Annotated in this window: 23 protein-coding genes and 5 pseudogenes; 12 read left to right on the top strand and 16 right to left on the bottom strand. The window is 43.4% G+C overall.

Annotated features, from left to right (window positions below; translation table 11 throughout):
* Window positions 1–137: 137 nt before the first annotated feature.
* From crtO to N4J56_RS07890, 4 genes and pseudogenes are all read right to left on the bottom strand, one after another.
* Window positions 138–1,825: pseudogene (crtO, locus tag N4J56_RS40810) on the bottom strand (beta-carotene ketolase CrtO).
* A gap of 72 nt (window positions 1,826–1,897) precedes the next feature.
* Entirely contained in the window at window positions 1,898–2,266 is a 369-nt protein-coding gene (locus tag N4J56_RS07880; protein ID WP_106544328.1) for a pentapeptide repeat-containing protein, read from the bottom strand.
* 45 nt (window positions 2,267–2,311) lie between these two features.
* Window positions 2,312–4,549, bottom strand: coding sequence for a Piwi domain-containing protein (locus N4J56_RS07885; protein ID WP_317105958.1), 2,238 nt, complete (start codon window positions 4,547–4,549; stop codon window positions 2,312–2,314).
* Window positions 4,546–5,364 carry a PD-(D/E)XK nuclease family protein gene (locus N4J56_RS07890; protein WP_317105959.1) on the bottom strand — a complete coding sequence of 273 codons (819 nt, stop codon included), beginning with the start codon at window positions 5,362–5,364 and terminating at the stop codon, window positions 4,546–4,548. The genes N4J56_RS07885 and N4J56_RS07890 overlap by 4 nt, the downstream gene beginning before the upstream one ends.
* Window positions 5,365–5,506: 142 nt before the next feature.
* Here N4J56_RS07890 and N4J56_RS07895 point away from each other — a divergent pair, with 142 nt between their 5' ends.
* The 5 genes and pseudogenes from N4J56_RS07895 to N4J56_RS07920 all read left to right on the top strand — a co-directional run.
* The gene (locus N4J56_RS07895) at window positions 5,507–5,854 is read left to right on the top strand and encodes a helix-turn-helix domain-containing protein (RefSeq protein ID WP_015157109.1); all 348 of its coding nucleotides are present in this window, start codon (window positions 5,507–5,509) and stop codon (window positions 5,852–5,854) included.
* Window positions 5,855–5,865: 11 nt separating this feature from the next.
* Window positions 5,866–6,501, top strand: coding sequence for an ImmA/IrrE family metallo-endopeptidase (locus tag N4J56_RS07900; RefSeq protein ID WP_410500307.1), 636 nt, complete (start codon window positions 5,866–5,868; stop codon window positions 6,499–6,501).
* An 85-nt stretch (window positions 6,502–6,586) separates the two neighbouring features.
* Window positions 6,587–6,981 (top strand): annotated as a pseudogene (locus N4J56_RS40815) (Uma2 family endonuclease); the annotation flags it as partial.
* Window positions 6,982–7,059: 78 nt separating this feature from the next.
* Window positions 7,060–8,332: pseudogene (locus tag N4J56_RS07915) on the top strand (IS701 family transposase).
* Between the two features lie 19 nt (window positions 8,333–8,351).
* Window positions 8,352–8,558, top strand: a pseudogene (locus tag N4J56_RS07920) (Uma2 family endonuclease); the annotation flags it as partial.
* A gap of 13 nt (window positions 8,559–8,571) precedes the next feature.
* Here N4J56_RS07920 and N4J56_RS07925 read toward each other — a convergent pair.
* Window positions 8,572–9,198 carry a hypothetical protein gene (locus N4J56_RS07925; RefSeq protein WP_317105963.1) on the bottom strand — a complete coding sequence of 209 codons (627 nt, stop codon included), beginning with the start codon at window positions 9,196–9,198 and terminating at the stop codon, window positions 8,572–8,574.
* Window positions 9,199–9,296: 98 nt separating this feature from the next.
* Between N4J56_RS07925 and N4J56_RS07930 the strand changes: the two genes are divergently transcribed.
* Entirely contained in the window at window positions 9,297–9,785 is a 489-nt protein-coding gene (locus N4J56_RS07930) for a DUF2141 domain-containing protein (protein ID WP_317105964.1), read from the top strand.
* 1 nt (window position 9,786) lies between these two features.
* Here N4J56_RS07930 and purQ read toward each other — a convergent pair whose 3' ends face one another.
* Both purQ and purS read right to left on the bottom strand, forming a co-directional pair.
* Entirely contained in the window at window positions 9,787–10,461 is a 675-nt protein-coding gene (gene purQ, locus N4J56_RS07935) for a phosphoribosylformylglycinamidine synthase subunit PurQ (RefSeq protein ID WP_317105965.1), read from the bottom strand.
* Window positions 10,458–10,739, bottom strand: a complete 282-nt coding sequence (gene purS / locus N4J56_RS07940) for a phosphoribosylformylglycinamidine synthase subunit PurS (RefSeq protein ID WP_317105966.1) — start codon at window positions 10,737–10,739, stop codon at window positions 10,458–10,460. Before purS ends, purQ begins: the two co-directional genes overlap by 4 nt.
* Before the next feature lie 143 nt (window positions 10,740–10,882).
* Here purS and N4J56_RS07945 point away from each other — a divergent pair, with 143 nt between their 5' ends.
* Window positions 10,883–11,278, top strand: coding sequence for a Fur family transcriptional regulator (locus N4J56_RS07945; RefSeq protein WP_317105967.1), 396 nt, complete (start codon window positions 10,883–10,885; stop codon window positions 11,276–11,278).
* Window positions 11,279–11,308: 30 nt separating this feature from the next.
* Here the strand turns inward: N4J56_RS07945 and N4J56_RS07950 are convergent, their stop codons facing one another.
* Both N4J56_RS07950 and N4J56_RS07955 read right to left on the bottom strand, forming a co-directional pair.
* Window positions 11,309–12,265, bottom strand: a complete 957-nt coding sequence (locus N4J56_RS07950; protein WP_317105968.1) for an SPFH domain-containing protein — start codon at window positions 12,263–12,265, stop codon at window positions 11,309–11,311.
* Between the two features lie 69 nt (window positions 12,266–12,334).
* Window positions 12,335–12,769 carry an NfeD family protein gene (locus N4J56_RS07955; protein ID WP_317105969.1) on the bottom strand — a complete coding sequence of 145 codons (435 nt, stop codon included), beginning with the start codon at window positions 12,767–12,769 and terminating at the stop codon, window positions 12,335–12,337.
* A 268-nt stretch (window positions 12,770–13,037) separates the two neighbouring features.
* Here N4J56_RS07955 and N4J56_RS07960 point away from each other — a divergent pair, with 268 nt between their 5' ends.
* Complete coding sequence (locus N4J56_RS07960; RefSeq protein WP_039715191.1) at window positions 13,038–13,262, top strand: ferredoxin-thioredoxin reductase variable chain; 225 nt, start codon at window positions 13,038–13,040, stop codon at window positions 13,260–13,262.
* Window positions 13,263–13,425: 163 nt separating this feature from the next.
* Here the strand turns inward: N4J56_RS07960 and N4J56_RS07965 are convergent, their stop codons facing one another.
* A complete protein-coding gene (locus tag N4J56_RS07965; protein ID WP_015157119.1) occupies window positions 13,426–13,950 on the bottom strand; it encodes a hypothetical protein in 525 nt (174 codons plus the stop codon).
* Window positions 13,951–14,357: 407 nt separating this feature from the next.
* On the opposite strand from N4J56_RS07965, the gene hemF reads away from it, so the two are divergent.
* The gene (gene hemF / locus N4J56_RS07970) at window positions 14,358–15,389 is read left to right on the top strand and encodes an oxygen-dependent coproporphyrinogen oxidase (protein ID WP_317105970.1); all 1,032 of its coding nucleotides are present in this window, start codon (window positions 14,358–14,360) and stop codon (window positions 15,387–15,389) included.
* Window positions 15,390–15,434: 45 nt separating this feature from the next.
* Here the strand turns inward: hemF and N4J56_RS07975 are convergent.
* A pseudogene (locus N4J56_RS07975) lies at window positions 15,435–15,743 on the bottom strand (GNAT family N-acetyltransferase); the annotation flags it as partial.
* A 172-nt stretch (window positions 15,744–15,915) separates the two neighbouring features.
* On the opposite strand from N4J56_RS07975, the gene N4J56_RS07980 reads away from it, so the two are divergent.
* Window positions 15,916–16,095: a hypothetical protein gene (locus tag N4J56_RS07980; RefSeq protein WP_317105971.1), complete on the top strand. Its 180-nt coding sequence runs from the start codon at window positions 15,916–15,918 to the stop codon at window positions 16,093–16,095.
* An 18-nt stretch (window positions 16,096–16,113) separates the two neighbouring features.
* Here the strand turns inward: N4J56_RS07980 and N4J56_RS07985 are convergent, their stop codons facing one another.
* Both N4J56_RS07985 and N4J56_RS07990 read right to left on the bottom strand, forming a co-directional pair.
* Complete coding sequence (locus N4J56_RS07985) at window positions 16,114–16,689, bottom strand: chromophore lyase CpcT/CpeT (RefSeq protein WP_317105972.1); 576 nt, start codon at window positions 16,687–16,689, stop codon at window positions 16,114–16,116.
* A gap of 63 nt (window positions 16,690–16,752) precedes the next feature.
* Window positions 16,753–17,262 carry a GNAT family protein gene (locus tag N4J56_RS07990; RefSeq protein WP_317105973.1) on the bottom strand — a complete coding sequence of 170 codons (510 nt, stop codon included), beginning with the start codon at window positions 17,260–17,262 and terminating at the stop codon, window positions 16,753–16,755.
* A 184-nt stretch (window positions 17,263–17,446) separates the two neighbouring features.
* On the opposite strand from N4J56_RS07990, the gene psb29 reads away from it, so the two are divergent.
* Complete coding sequence (gene psb29, locus N4J56_RS07995; protein ID WP_317105974.1) at window positions 17,447–18,199, top strand: photosystem II biogenesis protein Psp29; 753 nt, start codon at window positions 17,447–17,449, stop codon at window positions 18,197–18,199.
* Between the two features lie 73 nt (window positions 18,200–18,272).
* Here the strand turns inward: psb29 and N4J56_RS08000 are convergent, their stop codons facing one another.
* From N4J56_RS08000 to N4J56_RS08010, 3 genes are all read right to left on the bottom strand, one after another.
* Window positions 18,273–18,638 (bottom strand): phage holin family protein, encoded by a 366-nt coding sequence (locus N4J56_RS08000; RefSeq protein WP_015157125.1) that lies wholly within the window; start codon window positions 18,636–18,638, stop codon window positions 18,273–18,275.
* 169 nt (window positions 18,639–18,807) lie between these two features.
* Window positions 18,808–19,332 carry a biopolymer transporter ExbD gene (locus N4J56_RS08005; RefSeq protein WP_317105975.1) on the bottom strand — a complete coding sequence of 175 codons (525 nt, stop codon included), beginning with the start codon at window positions 19,330–19,332 and terminating at the stop codon, window positions 18,808–18,810.
* A gap of 80 nt (window positions 19,333–19,412) precedes the next feature.
* Window positions 19,413–20,252: a MotA/TolQ/ExbB proton channel family protein gene (locus tag N4J56_RS08010; protein WP_317105976.1), complete on the bottom strand. Its 840-nt coding sequence runs from the start codon at window positions 20,250–20,252 to the stop codon at window positions 19,413–19,415.
* A gap of 240 nt (window positions 20,253–20,492) precedes the next feature.
* Here N4J56_RS08010 and N4J56_RS08015 point away from each other — a divergent pair, with 240 nt between their 5' ends.
* Complete coding sequence (locus N4J56_RS08015) at window positions 20,493–20,789, top strand: YkvA family protein (protein ID WP_317105977.1); 297 nt, start codon at window positions 20,493–20,495, stop codon at window positions 20,787–20,789.
* The last annotated feature ends 119 nt before the right edge of the window (window positions 20,790–20,908 follow it).

The raw sequence follows: 20,908 nt of genomic DNA on the forward strand, positions 1-20,908 counted from the left end.
GATCGCTGGTGAGGCGATCGCTTTTTCATGCTGAGTTATGTTTCGAGATTTTGTGTCACGCAAAGACGCGAAGGCGCAAAGAAAGGCGCAAAATTTATCTGCGATCGATTCACAATACACTAGCTATTCGAGCGAAGCTAGGTAAATACTGATTTGACTGCTGACTGAACTGAGTTTTTAGCGTCTTTGAGTGTCTCAGCGATGGGATGCTGTTCGTGTAAGAAGATTCTGGCTCAGTTGCGTCCCGGCATTCCTGAGATGGAGCCGCCTGGATGGGTTCCTGCTCCTGTGAGATACAATCCCTGAATTGGGGTTTTGTAGTTAGCTATTTCTGGTAAGGGGCGAAAGCAAAGCATTTGTTCTAAGGTCATGTCTATGTGGTAGTAGTTGCCTTTATAGGTTCCTAGACGTTCTGCTAGCTCGGCTGGGCTTTCGATGTGGCGGGCAATAATTGAGTGTTTGAGATTGGGCGAGTATTGGGCTAGTTTATTGAGGACGCGATCGGCTACTTTATTTTTTAGTTCGTCTGTCCATCCCGTACCCTTTAAGCCTGTACCTTCTGCACCAGCAATTTGATAGGGGGCAAAAAATTCAATCCAGAGTGTGTGTTTGCCTTCAGGAGCCATTGAAGGATCGAGTCCTGTGGGCATGACTAGATACATTGAAGGGTCTGCATCGGGGATTTTGCCCAGAGTAATTTCGCTATGGGCTTGTTCTACATGGTTGACGGAATCGGCAATTAAGACCGAACCCATGAGATATTCGTCTCGGTGGTCGTGGTTTTCAAAGCGCAGGGGTTCTGATAAGGCGCAGTCAATTTTGAGAATTGTTTCGTTGTTGTTGACAATGCGGCGATCTAGTCTTTCGCGTAAGTTAGGATCGGCGCTATCGACATCGTCAGCATCCATCAGTTGTAGAAATAGCCGTTTGGCATCAATGCTAGAAATAACAGCTTGATGGGCGCGATATTCTTTGCTACCGCGAACTCGCACGCCCACAGCGCGATCGCGATCTACTAAAATTTGTTCTACACTTTGTTCTGTAAGGATTACGCCACCTAAAGTTTTGACTAACTTAACTAATGCTTCGGTTAGCGCTCCCGTACCACCACGCGGACGCGCCATTCCTGGTTCGTGACGCAACACAGCCATCATTGCTCCAAATGACATGGCTTTTTGAGAGGGAGGCGAACTTAATTCTGCTGAGAGTCTGGCGAGGGGTGCTTTGACAAATTCAGCGTCAAAATATTCGTTAAGATTGTCTACTGGGCTTGAGAGTAGGTACGTAGAAGGTCTAAGGTCTCGTTGGGACCACCCAGCACTGAGAACAACTCTTGCAGGTTTTTCAAGCCGTAGTTACCGGAGATATCAACTAAAGATTTGGGTGGAGCGTTGAAAAATGGTGAGATACCACGCACGAATCGCAGCCAAAAGTCTGCATATTCAGCATATTTTTCTGCGTCGCGTTGGCTAAACCGGGCAATTTCCGCACAAGTCTTTTCTACCGATTTATGGGCGAGAAAGTATTTTCCGTCAGGATGGGGACAAAAGGCAACTGGATCGCAAGTTAAGTACTCTAATCCGTATTTTTCTAGTTCTAATTCCTGAATCACCGATCCGAGGAAAATAAATAGGTGATTAATAGCACAGGGGTTAAACTTAAATCCAGGTGCTTCTTGGGGCATGAGTTCTTCTGTAGTGGCTCCACCCCCTGGATTTGGTTGTTTTTCTAAGAGCAAGACGCTATAGCCTGCTTTTAGTAAGTAAGCCGCACAGACTAGTCCGTTGTGACCAGCACCAATAATAACAACATCGTAAGCTTGCATGGAAGAGAATTTGGAAACACGCTATCTTCTTCGATGCTAGAGAGCGGTTAACAAATCTCAATCTCTCAACGGTTATACCTTACGCATATTTTGACTGTTTGGATCGAATCCACGGGAAAAGCGGGTGCTGTTGTCGTAGCAAGCGCCACTTAAGTTCGCTCCGTACAGTTTAGCGTAGTTAAGTCTGGCTTTGCGTAAATTTGCCTCAGTTAGTTTTGCCCCGCAGAGGTTTGTGCGCGTCAGGTTGGCATTGATCAGGTTTGCGCCAGTTAGATTGGCTCCCCACAATTTCGCTTTGGCTAGATTTGCTCCCTCTAAGTTGGCTCCCCACAGGTTAACTCCTACCAAGTGAGCGTTAATCAGCTTAACGTTGGCTAAGTCAGCTTTAGTAAAGTCTCTTTCTCCTGCTGCATAGCGTTTCAGCAGTTCTTCAGCATTCATATTTCTTTACACTTATAGGCGATCGCATCCTACTTTAATCTTGCCTCATAACCAAAATTGGCGATCGCCTTCTAGTAAACCTGGATAAATGCCTTGCAACCGTCGATAAGCCATGCGGTCGGAGCCAAAAAGCGGTATTGGTAAGCGCGGCTCGTTCAGCGAACCATGATGTAGCAAGGTGAGTTTCAGAGTTGCTTCTACTAAACTTTCTAACGATACCTGATGTCCCGCTTCATGAATTCTCAAGCGTAGAGGCAGAGGCAAACCGATTTTCGCCGAATTTAGTTCTGTCGTGACTAAAATAACTTCCCGCGCCGATAAGCGCAGTGCTAATCCTGGCGTTGGTGCTTTAATAACGTCTTCTTCCCAGTTGTAGAGCCGAGGAATCCCAGACTTATAGCACTCGACTAGAATAAACTCCGAACCAATTGCTTTCGCTCTTTCTTTTAAATGCTGCACTTCATCACCACAAAAGCGTCCATCGCGGTAAATTAGTACGACTTTACCTTTCAGTTGAGCTGCGGGAAGAAAGCTTTCTAAAATTCTTTGGGGAATTTCTTCCCCTTCAATTAAAGCATCTTCTAATCGATAGCGAATAAATTCTCCTTTGCGACCGTATAGACGCACGCTAGCGCAAGCATTCATAGTTCCAGAACCTCTCTTCTTGGCGCTTCTGGAAATATCTAATCCGATGAAATAGTCGGCAATTCCTAATGGTTCAGCTAACACAAAAGGCAAGTTGCCTAGCTTGGCTAGAATACCTGGAATTACCTGATTTAATAAATATTTAGCTTCGACGCTTTTCAAAGTATCTTCATAAATAATTTGACTGGCAATTCCGCGTCTGAGCAAGCGCGAGTAAATCCAAGAATACAGGCTACCTCCTTCTGTATTATCGCTGTGGCGATCGCTGGTTGGTAAAAATGTCAAAACTATATCGGGATGATTTACCATCAATTCATCAACAGCTTCTTCAGCTTTGGCTCTCGCTTCAACTCCAGGTAAATTATCTACCAATAATGCCTTTTTATTTTCAACAGGAAGAAGAGTTTCAAAGCCGTAACGTTTGAGTCTCTGTCGCGTTTCTTGAAGAAAAGAATTTGCTGGATAATCGCAAAGTTTTAATGCAGCAATCCGAATTGGTCTTGACAAATCGTTAAAATCTTCATGACGGCGATACACGCCACCTTTAGATAAACCAGATAAAATTTGACCTTGAACGCCAATCTGATTTTTTCCAAATACCAGTTTTGTTTCTGATAGTTTAACTGACGGAGAAAAGAATAACTCAGGATACCTACGGCTATTTATACTAATATTCAGTCGAAATCCATAAGTAGCTAAAGTTTGTCCAGCTTCTTGCTTGTACAAGGCTAAAAGTTCTTTTCGCTCTACATAAGGAATTTTAGTTGCGGACAGTAACTTTCCATAATCTACATCGAATTTCTTAGCAGTTTCCGCTGTTATACAAGGACGTAAAGCTGCCATTGCATAGTAAAAAGGTTGTTGATTTTTACCAAATTGTACGGCAACGACTGGCTGTTCTTCTGGTGCTTCTATCAATGCTTGTTTACTAATTGCGCCAGTTGCATTTTCCAGTAGCTTTTCTTGGTGTTCGGCGATAGTACCTACAATACCAGTTATTGTAGCAAAGCTATTACGTTCGATATCTCGTACTTTTAAGCCAATTAATAGTTGCTCTGGATTCTGCCGATAGGGATGATCATTGTAAAATTCTTCTAGATTCTTTTGATAATCGAAACTACTACGAATGGTAATCGTTAAAGCTGGCTGAAGCCGCGCTTGAATTTCAATAGTTTCTGCCCAAAAATCAATTTCTCGTTTGACTTCTACTTGATTTACTGATACTACAGATGGAGATGAAAAACGACAATTTATTTTTAACACTCTCACTGCTAACTGTGAAAGAATCTCAGGTGTAATCTGTGGCTGGCTTACCCATTGTATTGCATAAGTGCGATCGCCAATATCTTTTTTTAACTCTTCACAAATTTCTAACAGTTTCTCTCGCCACTGTTCTTGACTTGGCATTTGTCGATTGGGTTTGGCTAAAACCCAGAAAAATTTGTTGTCCCAAATAACAACTGCATCAGGAAACTTTTGACTGAATCGCCAACTAAAGCTATTACCAATTTTTCGGTCGATTTCTGGAGTTAATCGAAAACAAATAAATTTTTTTGAAGTAATATCTAGAAGTGAAACTTCACTTAGAAAAGTTGGAGCTGAAGCAACTTGAAGAGATTCTCGAACAACATTATTCATGCAACTGCCTCAGTTATGGCAAATTTACACATAGAGTTAAAAGCACAATAGCGGCAACTTACGCCTGGATTAGGTGGAAAAATTCGATTGAAATCATCAAAATTTCGACGATAGCGATACAAATCTTTTTGATGTCGTTGAGAGAGCAAAGATAGTTCTATTTGAAATGATTTGAGTATGCTAGATGACGCAGTAATTCGCTCTGACTGTTGGCAAGTTTCCAAGTTATAAAATGAAGCGACAGCTTTTTGTTGCGGGTAGATATAGCTAGCGGCTAGTAAATAAATATATGCTTGTCGGCGATCGAAGTCAGATTTTCCAGTTTTAAAGTCTATTATATGTAATACTCCATCTTCTTCTTGCAAAACGCAGTCCATCGCAGCATATAGGTTAAATGTGTTATTACCTTGCTGGATTAAAATCGGTTCTGGAAACCCTTCGTCGCCTCGACTGAGTTTAATAATTTTCTTATCAGCTAGAAACTGATTGCTCTGATAATTTTCTAGAATTTGAATAACTTTTGTCTGAACTACATCTACTTCTTGACTCAGATGCAAAACTTCTGCTATTTGAGCGATCGCATCTTTTCCGTCTGCGATTAAAGAGGTTTGATAAAACTCATAAATTCCTCTTTGTGCCAAAATCCCAATTCGCTGATGTATATTATCTTTTTGTAATAGTTCTGCAACTTGCAGTTCCCGCTTTCTTGCTTTAGTAAAACCCCTTTTCATATCGCAGTGTAGATGCTCTAAACCGACTGCTGGCGAGAACAGAGATAGCAAATTATAACTCGCAAATTCCCAAGTTTTTGGCATAGTTTAATTCCTCATATTGCCATGAATAAGAGACACGCTTTTATATATCTGAAATACTGTATACTGAAGAAGATTGATTGATATGACCATATTGACCATTTTAATCAACTTTGTCAAGGTATATATGTAAGGGAAGAAAAAAATGAGTCAAAGTTTTGGTAAAGTTATTCGTCAAGCTCGTAAGGCAAGAGAGTTTAGTCAGCGCGAGTTAGCCAAGTTAATTGGGGTAGATTACACTTACTTATCGAAACTGGAGAACGACCATGCTGGCTATCCCCCCAGCGAAGATGTGATTCATAAACTATCTTTGCATTTGGACTTACCAGAAGCAGAACTGAGACATCTAGCTGGTCGCATTACACCAGATGATACAAAAGTTTTTGAAGAACTGGTTAGAAAGTACAAACAAATGCCTGTCTTGTTACGCCGAATGCGAGACGAACCTGAATTTGCTCAGAAATTATTGAGAGATACAACCAACCGAGATTAGGAGAAATCAAATTGAAGGTTATTAAACCCTATCAGTCCATGTCCAAAAAGGAAATCGAGCATCGAGCATTGGATGTACTTCAGCGCGTGCAAGCAAAGCGTAAACGTCCTTTAAAATTTCCACTCGATGCAGGACACTTAGCTGAATCTCTTGGTTTAGACATGGATTGTGGGGAAATAGCACCAGATGAGCAAGGTGCGAGCGCGGCTATGATTTTACCTACAGAACGTAAAATTATAATGAATGAAAGTAGTCTAAATTTGCCTAAAGGATTTGAAGAATCTTCAATTGCTCACGAAATTGGACATTGGGAACTTCACATTGACAAAAATGCAATTTCTAAATTTGTAGAACTGCAAGATTCTGGTGTGGAAACCGCTGTTGAGCCTTTTCTCTGCCGTAGTGTTAACGCGCAGCAAGGAATTGAAAAGCAAGCACAGTATTTTGCTAGTTGCTTGTTAATGCCTCAATTTAAGATAGAAGACGTAAAACGGGGACGCGATTTAACTAAATGGAAACATCTTTATGCGATGAAAGATGAGCTTGGGGTCACAATTTCTAATTTGACACATCGCCTACAAGACCTTGGTTTAATTTATATTCCCAAAGATTCCAAGCAAATTTATCCTGGTAAAGCTAATTCGTAATTCAGTATTCATTTATATTTATTAAAAAGCGAACTATTCTTGCTTATACTTAAGTTAAAGAATATCCTAGTTTTAGGAGCAGTTTATGAATGAGGCTGCACTGACTTTACCTTCTCCCCTCAAGTTACACATGGAGCTGACAGACGAGCAATTTTTTCAATTATGTCAGCACAACCGCGATTTACAATTTGAACGCACAGCTAACGGAGAAATTTTGATTATGCCGCCAACTGGGGAGAAACAGGCAACCGTAACTTTGAAATTACCGTACAGTTGGGAATTTGGAACAAACAGAGTAATTTAGGTAAAGGTTTTGACTCTTCCACTGGTTTTAAACTCCCGAATGGAGCTAATCGCTCTCCTGATGCTGCCTGGGTAAAACTAGAACGCTGGGAGGCTTTAACCACCGAACAACGAGAGAAATTTGTGCCTCTATGTCCCGATTTTGTAGTTGAGTTACTTTCTCCTAGTGGGACTTTGTAAGAAAGATGGAGCAAATTGAGCTAGAATGCGGGTAGGAGTTGCGTTTTACGTCAGTCTCGACAGGAGCAACGTAAGGTGAAAGATCAAGTACCAGCAGCGATGCCGCAGTGCTTTGAGAACTGGTGTCGTCGGTTTGATGATGTATTTTCGCGTCAGAAGCAGCGGCAGCAGAGAATTTCGTGTTTATCTAGGGGGGACTGCTGGGTGAGAGTCAGCGCAAAACCTGAGCCAACTGGTCACAAATACAGTAGATGGCTCCTACAACAGCCTCAGACATTTTCTCAACAATGCCCCTTGGGATGAAGTCAAGCTAAATAATCGGCGGTTGGAGGTGATGCACCAGTGTCGCCAGACGACCCCGAGTCAAGGTTTCACATTGATTGTAGATGATTCGGGACATCGCAAAAGTGGTGCGGCTACTGATGGGGTAGGACGGCAGTACATTGGGGAGATTGGCAAGACTGACAATGGTATTGTGCTGCTGACTACCTACTTGTATGATGGAGTGCGACGTCTGCCGTTAGATGTTGCACTCTATCAACACGCAAGTTTATTCGAGCAAGGCAAGGCAGACCCCAACTTCCAGAAAAACCTGACCTGGCTCTAGACTTGGTTGACCAATGCTTGAAGCGCGGTTATCGACCGGGTGTGACTGTAATTGATGCAGGCTACGGTAATAACACGCCTTTTCTCAAGCAGTTGGAGTCGAGAAACCTAACTTACGTGGCAGCAATCGCCAAAACCGCCAAGTTACTGCTCAAACATCAGGTGATGAGTCTGCTCGTAAGCAGGGATTAGAAGCTATTGCTCAAACCTTGGCAGTGGAGCAGTTTCACACCTGTGCAACTCAATCTGGAGCAGCCCCGGACAGTTTGGGTGGCGCTGTTACCAGTTCACGTTCCGAAGCTCGAAGGCACTCGCTGGCTGGCGATTCAACTCAATGCCTCTAGTTTCGAGCAAGCGACGGAGGTGGATTACTTTCTCACCAATGCCTCTGACAACCAAGTCAGTGCGGCTTGGGTAGCTCAAACATATTCTGCTCGCAACTGGGTGGAGGTCTTCTATCGAGAAGCCAAGGGCTGGTTGGGTTTGAGTGAGTATCAAGTTCGGGATGCTCTGAGTATGAAGCGTCATTGGGTTTTAGTGTTCATCGCTTACACCTTCATCCTTTGGCATCAGTTGACCGGCGGATTCCGCAGACGTTGGGCAACCAAACCCTTACAAACCTTTGCCGAAGCATTGGAGGCATTCCGCACCGCAGTCGAGTTTCGTTTGGTCCGCTGGCTTTAATGAGCATGTTGATGTATTTGCCTCTCACAGAGCTAAGTTCGGCTATATTTGGGCTTAGAAAGTTTTAAAGTCCCACTAGTGATTCTTTAGAAGAAACTCAAGCAAAAATGCAAGAGTACATCGACAATGGTACTAGGCTGGGTTGGTTAATTCTTCGGAAAACTCAGCGAGTGGAAATTTATCGTCCTAATCGGGATGTAGAAATACTAGAAAATCCTACAACTTTGTCAGGAAAGGATATTTTACCAGGATTTGTACTAGATCATAGACCAATTATTTCGTAAATTGCTATTAATATTATGCGACTTGTTTAACCCAAATTGCTAATCCACCACCACGACCGCGAGCCACGATATAATCTTCAGTAATTAAGAAAAAAGCAAAAAAGGGTAACTTGCCAATTGGTTGTTCTTCAAAATTTCCCGATCTTTTACCACTATTAAACTTGCCCTGATAAACTGTACGATTAAATAGACGTAGTTGCATTTGGGTGAAGTCAAAAGCAAGTAAATTTTTCTTACCTAAATACCGCGCTGGACCAGTAAGTTTGAATAGTAACGAACCGAATTGAATTTGATTGCCAATTTCTAGTCGTTCCCTTAAATGAAAGGAAATCTGTGCTGGAACAATTTGAGGAATGTAAAAGCCATTTCCTTGAACCACACCATTCTGTAATTTGGCGTTACGTGGTGCTGTAAAGTAAAGCCGCCAGTCACCCAGTAGAGATTCGAGGGGGTATATTAGGCGTTGCTGTTTGGCTGCTCTTTCAGCTTGTAATAGGGCGCTAACAACTAGTTTAGCAGCAGGACGATGGTTGCGAAGCAAACCGCCTTCGGCATCGCTAGTTTTCTGTCGAGCAGCGATCGCTACTTTTGAAAGTATCTCACTATAATCGGGTACAGTTGTGGAGAGTTCGCCTATCATATATTTTAAGCTTAGCTCTGTTAGCTTAAATATTATTTTCTGCAATCTCATAAATTATATCAATATTTATGAAAAATATTAAATGTAGCCCAGCCCCGATGAAGATAAAATTTTATCAGAAAACTCAAATACTGAAGGCTTGTCTGTTATTGTCAGTTCTTGGAATTTCGCTTGATATTTCTCATAGTAGAGCAGATGCTAATAATAGCTTATCTGGTAATTTAACTGTAGAAATCAATGGTTTTAGAAATCGTGAAGGACAAGCTTGCGTCAGTTTGTTTGCTAGCAGTCAAGGTTTTCCTAATAATAGAAAAAATGTTGTACAGCGTCAGTGTAATAAGATTACTTCTGTTCCCCTAATAGTCAATTTTAGGAATCTCAAAGCTGGAAATTACGCTGTTGCCATTATTCACGATACTAATGGAGATGGTACGCTCAACCGTAACGATATAGGAATGCCAATTGAGGGATATGGATTTTCGAGAAATCCAGAAATTCGTACAGCCGCACCCAAGTTTAATGATGCAGCTGTTTTAATTGCTGGTCCAAATACAAGCGTGCAGGTTCAGTTGAAGTATTTGGATTGAATTATGCGATCGCAGCTACTCGTTCCAACAATCCCTGAAACAATTTCAAACCATCCGTACCACCTAAAATTGGGTCGGAAGCACGTTCGGGATGGGGCATCATGCCTAAGACGTTACCCTGACGGTTACAAATTCCAGCAATGTTATTAGCAGAGCCGTTAGGATTGTCGCCTACATAACGAAATAGAACTTGATTATTTGCCTCAATTTCCGCTAAAGTCTGTTTATCTGCATAAAATCGACCTTCTCCGTGCGCAATCGGGATATTTATAACTTCCCCTTCTGAGTAGGCTTGCGTCCAGGGTAAATCGGTACGCTCTACTTTTAATTCCACGCGATCGCAGATGAAATGTAAATCGCGATTTCGGACTAAAGCACCAGGTAACAAACCCGCTTCAGTCAAAATCTGAAATCCATTGCAAATTCCCAACACGAATTTACCTTGTTGGGCGCGATCGACCACTTGCTGCATCACGGGAGAAAACCTGGCGATCGCTCCACAACGCAGATAATCACCGTAGCTGAAACCTCCAGGCACGACGACAACATCGAGATCTGTTAAATCGGTGTCTTCGTGCCAAACCATGCGTGTTGGCTGCTTCAGGATGTCGCGAGTCACGTAGGCAACATCGCGATCGCAATTCGAGCCAGGAAAAACTACAATCCCAAACTTCACGTCGATGCTCCCATCTCTACAGCAACTTCTTTCAAATCGAAGCGATAATTTTCAATTGTCGGATTAGCCAGGAGGCGATCGCACATCCGATTCAGCTGTTCTGTGGCTGTTTTTTCATCTACTGCCGTCAGTTGCAACTCGATATACTTGCCAATTCTGACGTGTTCCACGTTGTCATAACCCATATGACTCAAACCAGACTGGACGGCTGTTCCTGCTGGGTCGAGGACAGAGGGTCGTAGGGTGACATAGATACGAGCTAAATACTTTCGTAACACTTGACTTGATTCCCAATCCCACAAAGGCTATAATAACTCCTTCTGGAGACAGCTTGACGGAATAAACAGTATTCGCTTTGAGCTAGTTTAGAAAGCAAGGGAAGTGCGATCGCCGCTTCAGTCATCAAACTCAGATACTGTCTATGAAAGCCGAGAAAGCTGAACGTACTCGCAGTCAAGAACGAATCTTGCATTTACTAAAAAACTCCAATAAAGCAATATCCGCCCAAGATATTTACGTAGAACTTCGCAATCGCAATCAAAGCATCGGTCTAGCTACAGTTTACCGTGCCTTAGAAGCATTGAAACTCGAAGGAGTCGTGCAGGTTAGAACGCTAGCTTCTGGCGAATCCCTCTACAGTTGCGTTCAGCAAGATAAACATCACCTAACATGCCTGCAATGTGGCAAATCAATTCCGATCCATCAATGTCCCGTCCACGAATTAGAAACCCAGCTGAATAAATCGCACAAATTCAAAATTTTCTACCACACCCTAGAGTTTTTCGGCTTGTGCAACCAGTGTCAGGTCAATTTGTAGAGACGTTACACGTAACGTCTCTACAAAGTCTCACTCCCTACTCCCATCCGAGATCATAGAACGCATACCCTCGATCGTCCCAGGAATGCTGCGGGGGTCCATGAACATAACTTTGCTGCTGTCGCTGCTGCCGATTTGCTTGCCCATGTCTAGATAATGTTGGGCGATTAAGAATTGTAAAGCTTCGGCAGCGTGCGGTTCTGTTTGCAGAATTTTGGCAATAATTTGCAGTGCTTCCGAGGTAGCTTGTGCCTGCAAAACTTGTTGTTGGCGTTCGGCTTGCGCCTGCATGATAATCGTCTTCTGTTGCGCCTCGGCTTGCAGAATTGTGGCTTTTTGTTGGGCTTCAGCTTCGAGTACCTGCGCTTCCGCTTTTCCTTTGGCACTGTTAACTGCCGATTCGCGATCGCCTTCAGAAGTCAAAATCGATGCCCGTTTGCGGCGTTCTGCTGCCATTTGCAGTTCCATCGACTCTTGTACTGCCTTGGAAGGAATAATATCGCGCAATTCCACTCGCGTTACTTTTACGCCCCAAGGATCGGTAGCAATATCTAAATCCTGGAGCAAAATTTCGTTGATTTGCGTTCGCGCAGTAAAGGTTTGATCCAACTCCAGTTGTCCCATTTCCGCCCGAATTTGTGTCAGTACCAAATTCACCATTGCCGATTGGAGATTTTCTACCTTGTACCAAGCTTTTTCCATATCGACAATCCGCCAGTAAACCACGGCATCGACTTCAATGCCTACGTTGTCGCGGGTGATGCATTTTTGCGGTGGAATATCTAAAACTTTTTCACGAATTGTTTCGCGAAAGACAATGCGATCGAGAACGGGAACGACAATATTTAGCCCTGGTTGCAGTTTTTTATGGTAACTACCAAATCTCTCGACCAAAGCTTCATTGCCTTGATTGATGATTTTGACGGAGCTAGCTAGGGTGGAACCACCACCCAACGCTAGTACTATAAGTAAAAATAATTGTTCCATAACATCAGTTATTAGTTATCAGTTATTAGGGAGCGCACGAGCAGGGGAGCGATCGATTCTCAATTTTCTCTATCCTCTTAATAAATTTTCTGGCATCACGATTAGCGTAGTTCCCTCTCGATCGACAACATAAACTTTTTGTTGTGGAAGTATGCTGAGCTTTTCGTCAGCACATTTTGCCCGCCAAGAATTCCCTTCATATAACACCCGTCCCTCTTTACCCGCAGTAATTTCGGTTAAAGTCTCCGCTACTGTAGCATCTCGAATTTTAGAGTGTCGCTGAGGCACTGATATTAAGCGTCGCGACAGCAAGACACAAGCTGTGGATAAGACAAGCCATACCAGGACTTGCAAGCCTAGATGAGGCAAAATTGGCACTGCTATGGCAACGACAACGGCACTAACTCCCATTGCGAAGCTTACAAAGGCTGTAGGTAGCACGAGTTCGATCGCACACAGAGCGATGCCGAGAAGCAACCACAGCCAGACAAGATTAATTGACATTTTTACATTTTGCGCTGTCTATCTTAAGTTTTACTCTTTTCTACCCCTCATCGTCACTTAGAAGTTGTAAGTCGTAGGTCATTCTCCCGACTCCCGTACGGGCAGGTTTCCAAACCCGCCCCTACCGACTCCCTGATAACTGATAACTGACAACTGAAATTTAGGGGACGATCTTATGCAAAGATAAAAGATTGTGACAAGTAAGCGCTGATACAGAGGACGAGCAGTGGTGCAAGTCTGTGGAGAGGAAACACTAGGTTCAAAGGTTATGAAAGTTGGCGATCGCGTTCGTGTTAAAGAATCCGTTATCGTATACCATCACCCAGAACACCGCAACCAACCCTTTGACATTAAAGGTTTGGAAGGAGATGTGCTGGGTATTGTAAATGAGTGGCATGGCAGACCTGTAAGTGCCAACTTACCTGTTTACGTGCAGTTTAGTAAAAAATTCAAAGCACATCTACGGGAGAATGAAGTCGAACCCATATCGTAGAAAAGCACCAATTTGGTGCTTTTCTACAAATAATGGCTGCGGCGAAACCAACTGCCGAAGGTTGAGTTCGCCCTGCATTTGTGGCAATTCTTGGCAATGTCTCGCTCTGACAGTGTTTGCGTCTTAAACGCTCGTGACTCCTCAGCTATTACCCATTCCTCTTTCAAAAATCAAAACAGCTGTTCTTAAAAGGTTTTGGCTTTCCTGATAGGGCTGAGTTAGCAGCTTGTTCGGCAGCTTTGGCTAAAGCTGCTGCAACTTGTTCGGCGCGGTGACGAGTCAAAGACCAAATTAGCGGAGATAGCCAGCCATCTAGAGTCACGGAATAAGAGACGCACGTACCACAAACGGTAGATTCGACTTTGTAGGTAATGTGTTCTTCCACTCCTGGGATAGCAAGCACGCGCACGCGCAATAATTCTCTAGGGCATACACTTTCAACAAAGATCCGAATTGGGAAGGGTCCCATCCGGGTGACGGCTTCAAAGATTAAACCCGGCTTCGGAACTAAGCCGTAGGGTACGTTAGTTTTAGTCAGTAACGGATGCCATGAAACGTCTGCTAAGTCAACTACTTTTTGCCATAATTCATCTACCGAAGCCGAACTAATTTGTCTGTAAGTACGTACTAAAGAACACTGAACGCGACGACCCTTGCGCTGAATTAATTTTGATATGTAGCGTCGCATTTTCTGATTCCTCCTTTTGCCTGTTGAGCTTAGCAGGCATTCTGACTTCGGCGGCAACCAAGGCAAGTATTGATGATGATTATTTTGGGCAAACTTTCTCTAGAATACTCAATTAGAGTTTAGTATTTCACTGAAAATTTTCGCTTCGCTGTATTATGGGGTGTTAATTTGAGGGACAATATGTTCAGTGGTCTATTATCTGTATTGACTCAACGGATGATGTTAAGTCATTTGCAATTGATGCGATCGCAGTTTGAAATATGACTCGATTGTGACTGAGTAATGTAAAGCATTTTTAAGTTTTGCCAGTTAAGTACTGCTTTCGCTTCTCAAAGCTTTCAGACTTACACAAAATTGTAGATGTTCCTTGCCACAAAATAAAAATTTAACAGAATTTTATTGAGAACATGACGACTGCTTCTACAGCCCAACCAACTTCCTCTCAACCTCTACCCCCAACTGACGCGAAAGAACGAGTCAGCCAGTGGATGAAACAGTTACAGGATAAGATTTGTCAAGCTCTCGAATCAGCGGATGGTGCGGGTAAATTTCAGCAAGACGAGTGGGAACGGGAAGAAGGCGGCGGCGGGCGATCGCGCGTGATGCGTGAAGGTAATGTATTAGAACAAGGAGGAGTCAATTTCTCCGAGGTATGGGGTTCTCATTTACCGCCGTCGATTTTAACCCAACGCCCAGAGGCAGCAGGACATAAATTTTACGCCACGGGTACTTCAATGGTGTTACATCCACGTAACCCTTACATACCAACAGTTCACCTGAATTATCGCTATTTTGAGGCTGGTCCCGTCTGGTGGTTTGGTGGTGGGATAGATTTAACCCCCTATTACCCATTTGCTGAAGACGCAGCCCATTTCCACAAAACACTGAAGCAAGCTTGCGATAACCATCATCCAGAATACTACCCAGTCTTTAAGCGCTGGTGTGACGAGTATTTCTATTTGAAACACCGTCAAGAAACTCGCGGTGTCGGCGGCATCTTTTTTGACTACCAAGATGGTAGGGAGGGACAACTGTATCGCGGACCCCATTCTGATAGTCCGGCGGCTGTTTATAGCAACCAACTGGGTAATCAACCCTGTCGTAGCTGGGAAGAAATTTTTGCTTTCGTGTGCGACTGCGGCGAGGCGTTTTTACCATCCTACTTACCCATTGTCGATCGCCGTAAGAATACAGAATATGGCGATCGCGAACGCAATTTCCAACTCTATCGTCGCGGACGTTACGTAGAATTTAACTTAGTCTACGACCGAGGCACAATTTTCGGGTTACAGACCAACGGACGCACGGAATCAATTTTGATGTCTCTCCCCCCCTTGGTACGCTGGGAATACGGTTACACGCCAGAACCCCACACTCCTGAAGCCGAATTGTACGAAACATTTCTTAAACCCCAAGATTGGGCGAATTGGAAAGCTTAAGTCAATATCCCTTGTAGAGACGTTACATGTAACGTCTCTACAACTTTAAGGTAACCAATATAATTCAATATTAGGCTGACCGTTGACTTTGTTTATTGATACTTTTCCCTCTTGAAATCCATGCTTTTTGTAAAAGGTACAAGCTTTAGTATTTTGTTGCAATGTGTGAAGCGATAATCCTTGCTTACAAATAGCTTTAGCTTTACTAATTAAGGCTGAACCTACACCTTGATTCTGATCCACTACATCAACAAAAAGTTGATCTAGGTATTGCTCTTTTATGAAAATTACTATGAAACCCACAATATAATTATCTACTTCTGCAATCCAAATATTGCCTCTTACAGCAAGGTCTTCTTGGAAACGAGTCTTCCATTGAGAATATGGTTGTGGGTGTTAAAGAGAAGGAAAAGTATGATGCCAAGTTCGATACCAAAGCTGAACTACTTCTTCCAAGTCATTTAAGTGATATGGTCGAATTGCTAACATTTTGTATCTAGACTATTTGAAGGAGAAAAGGGGAAATATGACGAAACTCAAATTGAGTGACGAGTGGTTAGATTGGGCAATTCAGCTTGAGGATGAGTCGGGGTGTGATATTGAAGCTGGGCTGAATTTAGGTCAGCATGTAGGAGAATATTTAGTTGAAATTCAAGAATTTATTAATTTTGATGAAGTGGGCAATAGTAAATTAACAGAAAGCTAGTATTCCAATGCCAGTATATTACAGTTTCTTGAAACGATATGCACCCATAATCGCGCCCCACTTAGCCGCACCTGTATTCATATCTATGCCTTTGTCGTAACTCAAAAACTCTTCAGCCGTGGCTTCAAAACCAAGATTGACTTGTTGAGTATTGCCTTGATAGGTGAAACAGCACTTCATATCTGGTGGGATTGCAGCTTTGAAGTGGTAACTATTGGAACCTAGTTGTTGCCAAGTTACAGTTAATAAACAACCAGGTAATAACTCAAAATCGTCAGCAGTAAATTGTTGCAATCTTGCAGGATTTGCCCCAGCACCCCGCACGGCGGCGAGATCTTTAGGTATGTAGTACTGTACTTGGATTTTTCCATCCTCACGCGCTTGCATTCGCATCAATCGCGGGCGATAAGGGTTATCTAAATATAAAGCATTGGCTTGTTCGGCAAATAGGGTAATGCTGTCTTCTTGAAATAGGGGGACGGGTTTTTGCCACAGCCGTAAGTGGACGTACCAAGCAGGATCGGCGATCGCCTGGGCTTTATTCTCAAATTCACCTGCCATATAATCGGCGAGGGCAATTAGTTCTGGTGTCATAACCGATCGAAAAAATTCAAAACTATTGAAAACAAACGAGATATCGAGGATTTGAGACTAGACTCACTCCTCGCCCCTCGCTCCTCTCTCCTCACAATTAAAGTATTCCTGCTCCAAAATCGACATAACAACTTGAGAGGCATACTTATCTTGCTGCTTCACGACTTCTCTTAGCAATCCTTCCTCGCGAAAACCTACCGATTGATATACGTGTCTAGCGCGCTGGTTATCCTCAAATACATCTAACCAGAACCGATGAGCTTTGTATTCCTTAAAAACCCAATCTAACAGCAAACGTAGTGCCTGCTTACCATAGCCTTGCCCTGGTTTTGCCATAACGATGCGGACTAAACAAATATTGCCATGAGGTGATGTAAGCCCAGATAAAATTGCATACCCAATCGCAGCTTCAATTTCATCATTTAGGAAGATGAAATATAGGTAATCTTGTGAATCTAGATATTGCTGGTGTTGTTCTCGACTAGAGGAAAAAATAAAGTTTTGAAATTCCGATCTAGTTTCCTGAGCCAGAACAAAATCAATATCTTCAGGACGTGCAGTTCGCGATCGCATTATCAGTTATCAGTGACTATTGATTAGAATTGCTCCCTTGTCTCCCTTGTCCCCCCGACTCCCGACTCCCGACTCCCGACTCCCATTTCTCATAGTAAATCCTTGAGACCGCTCGACTTGACCTTGGCAAAAGTTACGTTAAAGCGAGACAATAATTTAATAAGTCTTCCCGCTATGTTTAATTGTGAATAACCTGCGTACTGTCTCCGATACCAAGCGAAATTTCTACAATCAACACACCCGTCCGATTAACACGATCTATCGGCGGGTGGTAGAAGAACTAATGGTAGAAATGCATTTACTCTCAGTCAATGCTGATTTTCGCTATGACCCCATCTACGCTCTAGGTGTCGTTACGGCATTTGAGCGGTTTATGCAGGGCTACCAGCCAGAACGGGATAAAGAACCGATCTTTGAGGCGCTGTGTCAGTCTATCGAAGATAATCCCCAGAGATATCGCCAAGATGCCGATCGCCTGCGTCAACTCCTTCAAAACGTATCGACGCAACAACTATTTGACTGGATCGAAGGTAAGGCTTCCCTGCCAGGTGCAGAAGATTTACAAGCACAAATGCAGGCGATCGCCCAGAACTCCAAGTTCAAATACAGTCGCCTATTTGCGATTGGTGTCTTTACCCTGTTAGAACTAGCAGATGCGGAACTTGTCAAAGATGAGAAGCAGCGAGTGGAAGCGCTCAAGCAAGTAGCAACCGCTTTGCACGTACCGGAAGATAAGCTGAACAAAGATTTAGAGCTATACCGCTCTAACCTCGATAAAATCGAGCAAGCGCTGATTACAATGGCAGATATCCTCTCAGCCGATCGCCGAAAGCGCCAACAACGCTTGCAAGAAAAAGAAGCTGGTGTTGCTACCAGCAACGGTGATAGCGGTTCTGCTTCTGGCTCGTCCCAGGATAAAACTCCGTCTGGTTCCTAGTCATGTAGTACAAACGTCTGTATGGGCGCACGAACGTGCGCCCATACAAATCAAATAGCAAACAAGGTCAATTCTAATAAGCTGGAGCTACAAAGGCATAAATTAGATGGCTGACAACGGAAAGCGCCAGCGCCCCCAGTAGAACGCTCCAAATTCCGGCTCGGAGGCGAAAACCTTGGACTACAGAAGCTGCAATCCCAAGGGCGATCGCCGAAATAGCAAAGGTGACAAATCCCGATAATAAACCGAATGTGAGCAAATTAGGGATAAAAAATAGCGCTCTTAAAATTGGATTAACAACAGCAGCGACTACACCTAGTACAGCTGCCGAAAGATATGCTTTAGCAGGGCTGTCTACTTCCACGCCAACTGGAAGTTTGCTGACAATCAAAAGGCTGGAAGCACTTACTAACCAAGCAATTAATAAGTCGATTAACATACCTACAACTCCTTGAGTTTTAGATTGAGAATAACTCTCTTATAGAAGTAGGCTAGCGAATCGAACTACTAGAATTCATCTATAAATTGACAGAAAACAAGCTGTATCCCACTGCTTTTCTATCTCCTTCGTTGTCATGTTGGGAAATTGTATTTGTACTGCTTGGAGTTTATGGCGACTGGGGTGCAATCGGCGCAGTAGAATTCAGGCGGGGATCGGCGTTAGGATTAATCGGAGCCAAGGGCGTAAGATCTGGCGATGATAGATTAGAACCAGAAGGTAAATCGGGAGAGCCAGGAGTCGTAGCTAAAGCAACGCGATCGCCTCCAATTTGCCGCATGATATCTAATAGCTGAATCACATCGTTGTAGCTCGACGATCGCGAAGCATTTAAAATAATTGTGCCGAGGGGATTAGCTTGAGTGTAAGCTTTGAGCGTTTGGGTTAGCTTATCTATCTGTACTGGCTCTTTCTCGACATAAAGCTGTCCGTCTTTGAGAGTGACAATCAACCGCGATTGGAACATTGGCGCTGTACCAGTACTCGCCTTGGGTAACTGAATTTCAATCGCCTGCTGGCGCGTGAATTGCAGTGCTGCTAAGAGGAAAAACGTCAAAATGCAAAAAATGACATCAATTAGAGGAATAATTTGAACTTGAACTTCTTCAATTGGTGAATGAAGGTTGATTTTCATGAGATTGCTAGCTTTAACAGCAGAAAATTACGACACGAATTACTCTTGCTTTTGACTTTTGACTTTTCACTTTTGACTTCCTATACTTCTGGTGCAGCAGAATCTTCTCGCTGACTGGGAGATTGAGGCGGAACGCTGTAACCAGGATTTATGTTTGTTTGCGGATTTACTGGTGGTTCGGGATTAACAGCCCTTCTATTGCCTAAGTCGAAGCTAAAACGCCGATCGGAACCGCGTCCAGGGATAACTTCTGGTGTTGTCATTGCAGAAGTAGGAGGAGCAGTCGGAGAGTCTTGCAGGTTAACCCAATACTGACGGTATAGTAATTCTAATTCGCTACCTGCACGGCGAAATACTTTAATTTGGTTTACAGCAAATCCTTGAAATAAGCGATAAAAAACCAAACTAACGATCGCCACAATCAATCCTGTTGCCGTACTGATCAAAGATTCACCAATACCTGTGGTCACGCCAGCAGAAGAAGCCGAACTGATTTGTCCTAAAGTAATCGAACCCAACGATTGAATCAGTCCCAGTACTGTTCCCAACAATCCTAGCAGGGGCGAAAGCGCGATCGCTGCTTCTAAAATCTTCTCCCCTTGGCGCATGGAGGCAATTTCATCTTCTGCGGTTGACTCTAGTGCCAGCCGAAATACTTCCGGATCGGGTGTAGACAAACGTAACGGTGCGTATAAGAACCTACCCGCAGGTTGATAGGAAAACTTTCTGGCTAATTCCGTAGCACTTTGCCAATTTTGTTGAGCTGCATCTAGAACGCGCTCGACAATTTCCCGTTCTTGAGAAAAAATCTTAAACCAAAACCCCAGCCGCTCGACGATCACGCTCAAAGCTAAAATAGACAGTGCTAGAAGGGGCCACATGGCGGGTCCGCCTTTGCGGAAAATATCTATAACATCCACTGTTGTTCCATTCCTCCTTTGATTCTTTCGGCACAGCATACCACTGGATCGGATTGCTGCCCACTGATAAGCAATTTAATTTTAAGCGTCTTAGCTGTTAATCTCGTGTTTTGTCACCCATCGCGAGAGCGAAAAGATCGCGATCGCTTTATCGTATCTTCCCAACTTTTGAACGACGGTTTTTCCCACCTCTATAAGCTAAGTTATTTGTCAAGATAAAAGAGAGCTGGAGGTACATAAATGAACTTTTCAATCCAATCTGTTTACGGCTGGTATCGTAACACTCTCCGCAATCCTAAATACCGTTGGTGGATAATTCTCGGTACGGCATTGTATTTCGTCATGCCATTTGACATTGCTCCCGACTTCTTGCCGATTGTTGGACAATTGGATGATGTCTTTTTATTGACGCTATTGGTATCAGAAGTTTCCCAAATGGCGATCGAAGGCTACAAAACCCGTAAAGGTAAAAGCACGGCTAACGCCACCGATACCACTGGTAGTACAGTCGATGTAGATGCGGTATCTGTAAAGTAACAGTAACAAAAATTTAATATAATCTAACCAATTGTCCTTCCTCTGTCGTACCTGACGGCTCTTTGGGGAAGGATATATTTTTGCTTGTTTAAAAAGAAATATCGATCGCCAAAGCCGAA

This window comes from Chroococcidiopsis sp. SAG 2025 (assembly GCF_032860985.1).
Lineage (GTDB): Bacteria > Cyanobacteriota > Cyanobacteriia > Cyanobacteriales > Chroococcidiopsidaceae > Chroococcidiopsis.